At 70.5% G+C, this 11,136-nt stretch carries 11 protein-coding genes and 1 tRNA gene; 5 read left to right on the forward strand and 7 right to left on the reverse strand.

The window, feature by feature from the left end; genetic code table 11:
• Positions 1-220 precede the first annotated feature (220 nt).
• Both wag31 and GPY60_RS22745 read left to right on the forward strand, forming a co-directional pair.
• Entirely contained in the window at positions 221-1,039 is an 819-nt protein-coding gene (gene wag31, locus GPY60_RS22740; protein ID WP_156689950.1) for a DivIVA-like cell division protein Wag31, read from the forward strand.
• 66 nt (positions 1,040-1,105) lie between these two features.
• Entirely contained in the window at positions 1,106-1,441 is a 336-nt protein-coding gene (locus GPY60_RS22745) for a hypothetical protein (protein ID WP_156689951.1), read from the forward strand.
• A gap of 8 nt (positions 1,442-1,449) precedes the next feature.
• Here the strand turns inward: GPY60_RS22745 and GPY60_RS22750 are convergent, their stop codons facing one another.
• The 7 genes from GPY60_RS22750 to GPY60_RS22780 all read right to left on the reverse strand — a co-directional run bounded on the left by GPY60_RS22750 (position 1,450) and on the right by GPY60_RS22780 (position 8,062).
• Positions 1,450-2,127 (reverse strand): phosphoribosyltransferase, encoded by a 678-nt coding sequence (locus GPY60_RS22750; protein WP_156689952.1) that lies wholly within the window; start codon positions 2,125-2,127, stop codon positions 1,450-1,452.
• A 68-nt stretch (positions 2,128-2,195) separates the two neighbouring features.
• Positions 2,196-2,546 (reverse strand): STAS domain-containing protein, encoded by a 351-nt coding sequence (locus GPY60_RS22755; protein ID WP_156689953.1) that lies wholly within the window; start codon positions 2,544-2,546, stop codon positions 2,196-2,198.
• Positions 2,543-3,652: a cobalamin B12-binding domain-containing protein gene (locus GPY60_RS22760; RefSeq protein WP_231639788.1), complete on the reverse strand. Its 1,110-nt coding sequence runs from the start codon at positions 3,650-3,652 to the stop codon at positions 2,543-2,545. Before GPY60_RS22760 ends, GPY60_RS22755 begins: the two co-directional genes overlap by 4 nt.
• On the reverse strand, positions 3,649-5,310 hold the full coding sequence (locus GPY60_RS22765) for a PP2C family protein-serine/threonine phosphatase (protein WP_156689954.1): 1,662 nt from the start codon (positions 5,308-5,310) through the stop codon (positions 3,649-3,651). The genes GPY60_RS22760 and GPY60_RS22765 overlap by 4 nt, the downstream gene beginning before the upstream one ends.
• A gap of 91 nt (positions 5,311-5,401) precedes the next feature.
• A complete protein-coding gene (locus GPY60_RS22770) occupies positions 5,402-7,159 on the reverse strand; it encodes an MOSC and FAD-binding oxidoreductase domain-containing protein (protein WP_156689955.1) in 1,758 nt (585 codons plus the stop codon).
• 77 nt (positions 7,160-7,236) lie between these two features.
• Complete coding sequence (locus tag GPY60_RS22775) at positions 7,237-7,872, reverse strand: pyridoxamine 5'-phosphate oxidase family protein (protein WP_156689956.1); 636 nt, start codon at positions 7,870-7,872, stop codon at positions 7,237-7,239.
• A 104-nt stretch (positions 7,873-7,976) separates the two neighbouring features.
• Positions 7,977-8,062: transfer RNA gene (locus GPY60_RS22780), tRNA-Leu, on the reverse strand.
• A 96-nt stretch (positions 8,063-8,158) separates the two neighbouring features.
• Here GPY60_RS22780 and GPY60_RS22785 point away from each other — a divergent pair.
• From GPY60_RS22785 to GPY60_RS22795, 3 genes are all read left to right on the forward strand, one after another.
• The gene (locus GPY60_RS22785; RefSeq protein ID WP_370462800.1) at positions 8,159-9,526 is read left to right on the forward strand and encodes a M20/M25/M40 family metallo-hydrolase; all 1,368 of its coding nucleotides are present in this window, start codon (positions 8,159-8,161) and stop codon (positions 9,524-9,526) included.
• Positions 9,527-9,552: 26 nt separating this feature from the next.
• Complete coding sequence (locus GPY60_RS22790) at positions 9,553-10,083, forward strand: YbhB/YbcL family Raf kinase inhibitor-like protein (RefSeq protein ID WP_156689958.1); 531 nt, start codon at positions 9,553-9,555, stop codon at positions 10,081-10,083.
• 86 nt (positions 10,084-10,169) lie between these two features.
• On the forward strand, positions 10,170-11,136 hold a 967-nt coding region (locus tag GPY60_RS22795; RefSeq protein ID WP_156689959.1), incomplete at its 3' end, for a 13E12 repeat family protein.

Below are 11,136 nucleotides of genomic sequence, written 5' to 3' on the forward strand. Positions count from 1 at the left end.
ACGGTTTGGCCACGTTTGGGCTTCGGTTCGGGAGCCGCGATTTAAAAAGTCTGAGGAATGGGATTTTATTGCCCTTAGTGTTTGAAATCCGTTCTTAAAAATTGACCGATTCAGCAACGTTCGCGGCTGGTGTGACAGGATGGACGGCAGTTGCACGACGGCTAGCACTGCGTTCTACACTTTCCAGAACGTTCGAGAAGGAACTTGAGGGGACGAAACAATGCCGCTTACACCAGCCGACGTCCACAATGTGGCGTTCAGTAAGCCACCCATCGGCAAGCGGGGCTACAACGAAGACGAGGTCGACGCCTTCCTCGACTTGGTGGAGGCCGAGCTGACGCGGCTCATCGAGGAGAACGCCGACCTGCGTCAGCGGATCGAGGAGCTCGACCAGGAACTGGCCTCCGGTGGCGGCGGCGGCGCGTCCGTCGCGGCGCAGCCCACGCAGGCGATCCCCGTCGCCGAGCCCGAGCCGGTCAAGGCGCCCCCCGCCCCGACGCCGGCCCCGGTGCAGGCGGCCGCGCCGGCCGCGGCGGCCAACAACGAGGAACAGGCCATGAAGGCCGCGCGCGTCCTGACCCTGGCGCAGGACACCGCCGACCGGCTCACCAGCTCCGCCAAGGCGGAGTCGGAGAAGATGCTGGCCGACGCCCGCGCCAACGCCGACCAGATCCTCAGCGAGGCCCGGCACACCGCCGAGACCACGGTGGCCGACGCGCGGCAGCGCGCCGACGCGATGCTGGCCGACGCCCAGACCCGCTCCGAGACCCAGCTGCGCCAGGCGCAGGAGAAGGCCGACGCCCTGCAGGCCGACGCCGAACGCAAGCACTCCGAGATCATGGGAACCATCAACCAGCAGCGCACCGTGCTGGAGGGCCGCCTCGAGCAGCTGCGGACCTTCGAGCGCGAATACCGCACCCGGCTCAAGACCTACCTCGAATCCCAGCTCGAGGAGTTGGGCCAGCGCGGATCGGCGGCACCGGTCGACTCCAGTGCCGACGCCGGTGGGTTCGACCAGTTCAATAGGGGTAACAACTAGCCTGCGGAAGCGTGTCCGGCCGCTGCCAGGCCGGCACGCCGCCTCTGCGCGCCTGGAAGGTCGCCGATGCTGATCATTGCGCTCGTCCTCGCCCTCATCGGGCTCGTCGCGCTGGTGTTCGCGGTCGTGACCAGCAACGAGCTGGTGGCGTGGGTGTGCATCGGGGCCAGCGTCCTGGGCGTGATCCTGCTGATCATCGACGCGGTGCGGGAACGCCAGCGGCGCGACGCGGGCGACGAACCGCACGACGAGGCCGAGGCGCACGACGAGGGCCACGAAGACGACCAGGTGGCCTACGACTACCCCGAGGAAACCGAGGGCGAAGCGTCGGAGGAGGCGCCCCCCGCCGGCGAGGAGCCGACGGCGGTCGCCGACACCCACGGCGACGAGCCGGCCAAGTAGCCCTCTCTTCAGCGCGTCGGCGTGTTCAGCAGGTCGCGGACCTCGTCGTCGCTGACCTGCCCGAAGTCGGCGTAGAGCTGGCCGACGGCGTCGAACTCGCGGGGCATGGTCGCGCACACCACCTCGTCGGCCTCGCGCGCGAGTTCGCGGCAGGTCGACGGCGGTCCGACGGGCACGGCCACCACGATCGCCGCCGGGCCGGCGGCCCGCACCGCCCGCACGGCGGCCAGCATGCTCGCGCCGGTGGCGATCCCGTCGTCGACGAGGATCACCGTCTTGCCGCGCAGGTCGGGGCTCGGGCGGTCGCCGCGGTATGCGCGCTCACGGCGGCCCAATTCCGTTCGCTCCCTTTGAATTACCTCGGCGATCTGGTCGTCGGTGACCCGGACGCCGGCGATCACGTCGTCGTTCATCACCACGCCGCCGCCGCTGGCCAGCGCGCCCATCGCGAGTTCCGACCAGCGCGGCACCCCGAGCTTGCGCACCAGGAACACGTCGAGCGGGGCGCGCAGCGCCGCGGCGACCTCCCAGGCGACGGGGACGCCGCCGCGCGCCAGCCCGAGCACCAGCGTGTCGGCCCGGTCGCGGTAGGGGCTCAGTTCCCCGGCCAGGACGCGGCCGGCCTCACGACGGTCGCGGAACGGACGCGTCGCCGTGCGCCGGAGAAAGCCGCTGGGTGGGTTCATCGATCGCGTTTCAGGCTACCGCCGGCCGCAAGGCCGCCGGGATGCGCGCGCGGTTTAGGCGGACTGGGTCAGCGGACGCCGGTCTCGCCCTGCTCGCCGAGGGCGGAAGGCGCGACGAGGTGGTCGAAGGTGCCGGTGACGTCGAGGATGCGGTCGAGAAACTCGGGCCGGTGGTCGAGGTGCAGGTGCGCGCCGGCCCGCTGCGCGTGGCGGTGGGCGAGCAGGAGTCCGGACAGGCCGGCGGAGTCGCAGAAGGTCAGCCCGGCGAGGTCCAGGTGCAGATGCGCCGGGCCGGGATCGGCGTTGAGCAGCCGGTCGACGGCCTCCATGAAGGCGGTGGTGGTCTCGTAGTCGAGGGGACCGGTCACGCGCAGGCAGGCCGAGCGGCTCGACGTGGTGGCGGTGAGTTGCACGTTCATTCGGGTGCTCCCAGGCTCGCATTGACGGGGAGGGTTTGGTTGAGGCAGTGGTGTGCCGCCTTCAGCAGGCGGCCGGCTCGCGGGAAGTCCTTGAGCTCCAATTCCAGGAGTTCCAGCGCGGGGCGCAGGGAGGCGGCCGGGACGCCGCGGGCCGTCAGGATGTCGGCCGTCCATCCGATGAAATCGGTGAACAGGGCGTCGTCGTCGGTGTAGAGGCCGATGGCGAGGAAGTCGACGATGTGCGCGATGTCCTCGGCGGTGTGCTGACGCTGCGCCGCGGTGTAGCCGCGCATCGCCGGAAAGCGGTCCTCGAGAGCCGTGATGGTCGTCCTCACCAATCGCCCCGCGGCGCGGCTCACCAGGGTGTACTCCTGGTCGGCGAGGTGTGGCAGGTCGTCGACGGGCTGGCGGTTCAGGGCCCGGTGGACGCCGGGAAAGCCGAGCGCCATCCGCGTGGCGGCGGCGCGGGCGTCGGGCGCCCACGCGTCGGCGCCGAGCTGGACGGCGTAGCGCCCGTCGACACCGAAGGCGGCGCCGCCCGCCAGCACCGGGAAGCCCGCGGCCTGGCAGGCGGCGATGGCGTTGTGGGCCACCGGCAGCCGGCTCGGGATGGAACAGGACAGGGCGACGACGTCGGGGCCGTGCTCGTGCAGGTGCGCGACCAGGTGCGGGGTGGGGACCTGGGCGCCGAGGAAGTCGACCTGCCAGCCGCGCAGCCGCAACACCTCGGAGAGCAGCCGGGCGGGCAGCGCGTGCCATTCGCCGTCGACGCAGGCCACCGTCACCCGGCCGGCCGGGGGTTCCGAGCCGCGGCCGGCGTGGTGGGCGAGCGCGGCGATGACCCGATCGTTGATGGCGGTCGCGGCGTGTTCCTGCGCGACGCTGATGCGGTTGGCGGCCCACTCGCTGCCCACCCTGCGCTGGACGGGCGCGATCACGTCCAGCAGGACGTCCTCGGCCGACATGCCCATGTCCACCGCGGCGAAGACGGTGGCCGCGGCCGCGTACTCGTCGCGGTCGGTGAGGGCGCCCCACAGCCGCTCACGGACCGTGTCGGGGGTGGCGTCGGTGATAGTGTCGTCCGCCCGAATGTCGTTGGTGCTCAAGCGATGTACCGCCCGCGGGTGTGGCCGTCGACGGCGCTGAGGTGGGTGCGGCGCGGGGCGGTGATGGCGACCACGGCGATGTCGTCGTGGGTGCGCTGACCCACCCACTGCGCCGTGAGCATCAGGACGCGTTCGACCACCGCCTCGGCGGGCATCCCGGCACACTCCGTCAACGCGGCTGCCAACCGCTCGTCGCCGAAGAAGTCGTCGCCCAGCGGTCCGCCCCGGGCCTCGGTCACCCCGTCGGTGTAGAGCACGCACGTCTCGCCCGGGGCCAGCGACGTCTCGAAGGTCTGCACCTTGATCCGCGGCAGCGCGCCGACGAGGGTTCCGCGCGTGTCGGCCTCCTCGACCCGACCGTCGTCGCGGAGGATCAGCGGCGCGGGGTGTCCCGCGCTGGTCAGCCGCAGGACGACCTCGCCGTCCCGGTAGGCGACCGACGCCAGCACCAGCGTGGCGAACCGCGTGTGATCGGCGGACAGCATCGCGCGGTTCAGCAGGGTGAGCACGCCCTCGTGGTCCTGCGCCAGAGGGGTGAGCGCCTGCAGCGTGTTGCGGATCTTGCCGGTCATGACGGCGGCCTCGAGCCCCTTGCCGCACACGTCGCCGAGCACCACCAGCGTCTCGTCCTCGGGCGTCGCCGCGGGATGGAAGTCGTAGAAGTCGCCGCCGACCACCTCGTAGTCCTCGGAGGCCCGGTAGCCGCCGGCGAATTCGATGCCGTGCAGGCCGTGCAACGGCGGGGGCAGCAGGTCACGCATCAGTGTGCGGGTGATCGCGGCCTGCTCCGCGTACAGCCGGGCGGTCGACGACGCGGCGCCGGCCCGGGCCGCGAACAACCGGGCAAACAGCTCCTCGTCGTCGCTGAACACCGGCCGGTTGTCGCGCCGCAGCAGCACCAGGGCCCCCGCGGACACGCCGTGTCCGGGCAGCGGAATGATCATCACCGAGCCGACCGCTCCCGGAAATGATTGCGGCACAAGCCATTCCGGCAGCGCTACGGGGTCGATCCAGCCCGACGACACCGGGGGGAAGCCGTGCAGCGCCTCGCTCAATCCCGCCACCGACGCGGGATCGGCGTCCACGCTGTACTGCTCCACGGCGCCGGCCCCGTCGCCGGAGAAGACCGGCAGCCGCCGGCCCCTGCCCGCGGGGGCGACCATGACCGCCGCGTCGGCCAGATGCCGCGCCGCCATCTGGACCGTCGCCTCCCGGCAGCGGTCGACGTTCAGCGACGCCGTGAGAATCGAGGACGCCTCGAGCAGGATCGCCGTGCGCTCCTGTTCCCGGGCCAGCGCGCGCTGCGCGTCCCGCAGGAGCTGCCCGGTGTCCTCGACGAGGGACCAGACCACTTCACCGCTGGGGAGCACCGCCGCGTGCGCGTCGAACTTGCGTCCGCCCAGGCTTCCGGTCGCCAGCGATACGTTGGCTATCGCAGGGTCCACCGGCGCCTCTACCAGGCGATCGTGGGCCGTCCGCAGCCAGTCGGCCGCGTCCTCGAGCCGGATGCCCAGCGCGGCGTCGGGAAGCACCGACCGCGCCGAGGCGCTCAGTGTCAGCACGACGCCGGCGCGGTCGACCACCAGCGTCGGGCACGGGACGGCAGCCCACAGAGCGTCGAGCTCGGATTCGACGCCTACGGGCGCGCCATCGTGCATGCAGTTGACCTGTCAATGGTCGTTTTATGGATTTCCCCACCTGATTTCTCGAGTCTACGCATACGGCAAACGAAACCGCCGTGCGCGCGCCTCACAGATCGAGGATCACGTCCTCGCGGTCGTCGGCGGGAGCCGAAACGCAGAGAAGGACGTTGCCCTGTGCGGGGGGTTCGAGGGGTTCGACGTCGTAGCGCACTCGCCCGAAAAGTAGCGCAGTCTCGCAATTGTGGCAGACGCCGGTGCGGCACGACCAGCGCGTCGGCACGTCGCACGCCTCGGCGAACTCGAGAAGGCTGCCGTAGGCGGGGGACCACGGCGCGGACAGGGCGCTGCGCGTGAATTGGATGCCTGGGCCGGGGCCCGGCGGGCCTTCGGGTGCGTGCGGGGGCTTCGCTTCGGCCGCGATGCCGGGCGTGAGGCCGGCGTGGGCGCCGAACCGTTCCGCGTGGACGCGGCCGATGCCCAGCGCGGCGAGCGCCTCGCCGATGTCGTCCATGAACGATTCCGGGCCGCAGACGTAGGCTTCGGCGTCCGCCGGGAGACCGAGCCGCGACAGGACCTCGGCCCCGAGCCGGCCCCGCTCGTCGTAGTCGACGCCGGCGCGGTCCGCGGTCGCGGGTCTGCTGTAGAGGACGTGAGATTGCTTGTACGGCAATCGGTTCAGCAGGGTTTTCGCTTCGACGGCGAAGGCGTGTTCGGTGCCGTCCCGCGCGCCGTGCAGCCACCACAGCCGCCGTTGCGAGTTTGACGCGGCCAACAGGTGCAGCATCGAGAGCACGGGCGTGACGCCCACGCCCGCGGAAATCAGGATGACCGGGCCCTGCCCGTCGTCGAGGAAGAAGGAACCCCGAGGCGCGGCGACGTCGACCGCGTCGCCGACCGCGGCGCGGTCGTGCATGTACGCGCTGACCGTGCCGCGTTGTTCCCGCTTCACGCTGATCCGGTAGGCGCCGGAGCCGGGTTCGTTGGACAGCGAGTAATTGCGAATCAGCGCGCCGCCGCCCGGCCCGGCGGGGACGCGCAGTGTGATGGACTGGCCGGCACGCCAGGACGGCAGGATGCCGCCCGCGGGGTCCGACAGCACCAGCGAGCGAACGTCGCGACTTTCGTTGTGGGCGTTGGTCACTCGCAGCGGACGGAAGCCGGGCCAGGCGGGGGGTGGTGCGTTCGTTCCCGTCAGGCCGCTGTTTCCCGTTGTGGCGTCTGGGCCCTGCTCGAGCAGGCTCTGCAGGGACGTCTTCCAGCCCGGGCTCAGCGCGGGGATGCGCGCGGCGCGCTCCAGCGCGTCGCGGGGATGACCGGGCAGGTAGAGCAGCGCGTCGATCTCCGCCACGGTCACGGATTCCGGCCCGTCGGCGATCTTTTCGATGCCCTGCCCGGCCTCCACCTCGCCCTCGTTGAGGACGCGGCAGTAGAAGCCCGGCCGTCGGTGCGAGACGAGCAGCGCGGGCATCCGCGGCTCACCGATCCGCAGCCCGACGCGGTAGCAGGTGACCCGCGGCTGAGTGACCTCGACGACCAGATCGCCGATCCGGTAGCGGTCCCCGATGCACACCTCGTCGTCGGGGAGTCCGTCGACCGTGAAGTTCTCGCCGAGGGCGCCCGGTGTCAGGTCGTCGCGGCCGAGTTCTTCGGCCCAGTGCCGGTAGGAGTCCGTCTGATAGACGAGTACCGCGCGGTTTTCCCCGCCGTGGCCGGCCAGGTCACCCTGGCCGTCACCGTCGATGTTGAGCCTGCACACCATCCGCGGCCCTGGCACAGGAGCCTTCCAGATGCCGGTGTAGACCGTGCGCCCGTTCCACGCGACGTTCTTCGGCATGCCGACGTTTACCGACACCAATGTGGCCATGCACAAGATCGTTGACCTGATTTCGCCGGTTGTCAGCTTAGGGAGCGAGATAGGCCTGTAGGAGCACGCGCCCGCGCTCACCGCGACGCGCGAATCTCCTTGCGTAGCAACGCGTTTTCGGCTTCCAGGGCCGCCAGTCGATCACGCAGCGGCGCCACCGCCGATTCGAGCTCGGCGGCCGTGTATCGGGGCGTGATGTGCTGCGGGCAGTTCCAGTCGAAAGCCTCGACGTCGACGACGACGGCGCGTTCCACCGTGGCGTCGTACGCGGGGTCCGCCAGCGAGGATGCCAGTCGGGGATCCTCCTCGGCGGTGACGACGCGCGCGTGGCCGAAGATCTTGAGCCGGCGCCGCCCTGCGTAGTCGACGGCGATGATCGCGACGCGGTCCTGGCCGGCGAGGTTGCCGGTGCTGATGTATTGCAAATTGCCGCGGAAGTCGGCCCAACCGATGGTGTGGTCGTCGAGAACCTTGAGGAAGCCAGGGGGGCCGCCGCGGAACTGGACGTACGGCCATCCCGTCTCGCCGACGGTCGCCAGGTAGAAGTGGTCACGTTCGGCGAGGTAGTCGCGCTCCGTCGTGGTCAGCGGGTCCGGGCCGGGCGACGCCTTTCCGGCGATCCGCTTCCGGTCGTAGAAGGCCTCACTGCCGTGGTCACGCTGGACCGCCCGGACGTCGTCGGTGAATGCGATCGTCCCGTAGTGCTTACTCATGGGGATTTTCCTGGCGCACGGCATTCTCAACACCGCGCAAGTCCTCGGCATTTCCCGGGAGGCACCGCCGCGCTCGTCGCAGTCGGGAGCCGCATCGCAAAAAGTGTCCGAGGGGGGACTTGAACCCCCACGCCCATTAGTAGGGCACTAGCACCTCAAGCTAGCGCGTCTGCCATTCCGCCACTCGGACAAGACCAACCGAAGTTGGCAGCTAAGGCTATCGGATCGGCCCGCGCGAACCCAACCCAGCCGGGCCGGTCCGCCCACGAGCCGAGCGGCGTCGTCGATGGTAGGAAAGGGGGTTGTGACCTTTCCGAGCGGGGCGGCCGAGGCTCCTGTCAACCCGAGCGACGACGTGGTCGATGTCGTCAGCAGGCTGATCCGGTTCGACACCACCAACACCGGCGAAGCCGAAACCACGCGCGGCGAGGCGGAGTGCGCGCGCTGGGTCGGCGAGCAGCTCGCGGAGGTGGGCTACGAGACGCAGTATGTCGAATCCGGCGCGCCGGGCCGCGGCAACCTCTTCGCCCGCCTGCCCGGAGCGGACAGCTCGCGGGGGGCGTTGCTGATCCACGGCCATCTCGACGTGGTGCCTGCCGAGCCGGCCGATTGGAGCGTCCATCCGTTTTCCGGCGCGGTGGAGGACGGCTTCGTGTGGGGCCGCGGCGCGGTCGACATGAAGGACATGGTCGGCATGATGATCGTGATCGCGCGGCGGCTGAAGAGCGCCGGCATCGTGCCGCCGCGCGACCTGGTGTTCGCCTTCCTCGCCGACGAGGAGCACGGCGGGACGTACGGGGCGCAGTGGCTCGTCGACAACCGGCCCGAGCTGTTCGACGGCGTCACCGAGGCGATCGGCGAAGTGGGCGGCTTCTCGCTGACGGTGCCGCGCCCCGACGGCAGCGAACGCCGCCTCTATCTGATCGAGACCGCCGAGAAGGGGCTGTCGTGGATGCGGCTGTCGGCTCGGGGGCCGGCCGGCCACGGTTCGATGGTGCACGACCAGAACGCGGTCACCGCCGTCGCCGAGGCGGTCGCCCGGCTCGGTCGGCACCGATTTCCGCTCGTCCTGACCGACACGGTCGCGCAGTTTCTGGCCGCGGTCAGCGAAGAGACCGGCCTCAGCTTCGAGCCGGCCGACCTCGAGGGCGCGATCGAAAAGCTCGGGCCGATGGCCCGCATGCTGAACGCCGTGCTGCGCGACACGGCCAACCCCACCATGCTCAAGGCCGGGTACAAGGCGAACGTCGTCCCGGCGACGGCGGAGGCCGTCGTCGACTGCCGCATCCTGCCGGGCCGCAAGGCGGCGTTCGAGGCCGAGGTCGACGAGTTGATCGGCCCGGACGTGACGCGCGAGTGGCTGCGCGACTTCTCGTCGTATGAGACCAGCTTCGACGGGGATCTGGTCGACGCCATGAACGCGGCGGTGCTGGCCTTCGACCCGGAGGCCCGGACGGTGCCCTACATGCTGTCCGGTGGTACGGACGCGAAAGCGTTCGCGCGCTTGGGGATTCGCTGTTTCGGGTTCAGCCCGCTGCGCCTGCCCCCCGACCTCGACTTCACCGCGTTGTTCCACGGGGTCGACGAGCGGGTACCCATCGACGCGCTGAGGTTCGGCACGGAAGTGCTGGCTCAATTCCTGACACACTGCTAGCGAAATCAACGACGAGAGGACTGCCCATGAGCACCGCGCCCGACCCGTACGCCTCGCTGCCGAAACTGCCGTCGTTCACGCTGACCTCGGAGTCGATCACCGATGGCCAGGCGCTGGACAACGCTCAAGTCAGCGGGATCATGGGCGCGGGCGGGGAAGACGTGAGCCCGCAGTTGAGCTGGTCCGGATTCCCCTCGGAGACACGCAGTTTCGCGGTGACGGTGTACGACCCCGACGCGCCGACGGGGTCCGGGTTCTGGCACTGGGCGGTCGCCAACCTGCCGGCCGACGTCACCGAGCTGCCCGCAGGCGCGGGGGACGGGAGCAACCTGCCCGGTGACGCCCTGACGCTCGTCAACGACGCCGGCATGCGCCGCTACATCGGTGCAGCCCCGCCTGGCGGTCACGGCCCGCACCGTTACTACATCGCCGTGCACGCCGTGGACGTCGACAAGCTCGAGTTGCCCGAGGACGCCAGTCCCGCTTTCCTCGGCTTCAACCTGTTCCAGCACGCGATCGCGCGGGCCGTCATCCACGCGACCTACGAGCAGAAGTAGGCGGGCCGAAAAAACTTCCGTCACATCTGTCTCATACGTCACCTGGCCGCGGTTTTTTGTCGGCGGCCGGTCGTAGTGTTTCGAACATGAGTTCGAGTGACCGGGATGTGATCGAGGCGGACTACGCCGCCTTGGGCGAGGTGGTCTCGCGCATCCTCGGCCATTCCTACGACGCGCTGACCTGCCCCGAACGCCTGGTCTACCTCGAGCGACTCGAGCGCGAGACCCGGCGGCTGCGCTCACCGCAGCACGCCCTGATCAACCAGCTGGCCGCCCAATCCAGCGACGCGGAGCTCGGCGGCACCCTGTGCTCAGCGCTGGCGGATCGGCTGCGGATCACCAAGGCCGAAGCCGGGCGGCGCATCGGCGAGGCCGACGACCTCGGACCAGGGCGCGCGTTGACCGGGCAACCGCTGCCCCCGCCGCTGCCGGCGACCGCCGCCGCCCAGCGCGAGGGCCTGATCGGCGACGGGCACCTCAAGGTCATCCGCGGGTTCTTCGCCCACCTGCCCGCCGAGGTCGACGCGTGGACCCGCGAGGCCGCCGACGCCGACCTGGCCGCCAAAGCCACCGGGTATCGCCCCGACGAGTTGGCCAAGTACGCCCACCGCATCCTGGACTGGCTACACCCCGACGGCGACTACACCGACGCCGAACGCGCCCGCAAACGCGGCATCACCCTCAGCCCCCAAGACAGCCAGGGCATGTCACGACTGAGCGGACTGATCACCCCGGAGTTGCGGGCCGCGATCGAAGCCCTGCTGGCCAAGCTGGCCGCCCCCGGCGCGTGCAATCCTGAGGACGAGGCGCCGCTGGTCGACGACGCGCCCGACGAGGACGCGGTGCGCCGCGACACCCGCTCGGCGGCGCAGCGCAACCACGACGGCTTGTTGGCCGGGCTGCGCGGCCTGCTCGCCTCGGGCGCCCTGGGCCAACACAACGGCCTTCCGGTCACGATCGTGGTCACCACCACCCTGCAGGAGCTGGAGGCCGCCACCGGCAAAGCCCTGACCGGCGGGGGCAGCCTGGTGCCGATGTCGGATGTGATCCGCT

The organism is Mycobacterium sp. Marseille-P9652 (assembly GCF_902652685.1).
Lineage (GTDB): Bacteria > Actinomycetota > Actinomycetes > Mycobacteriales > Mycobacteriaceae > Mycobacterium.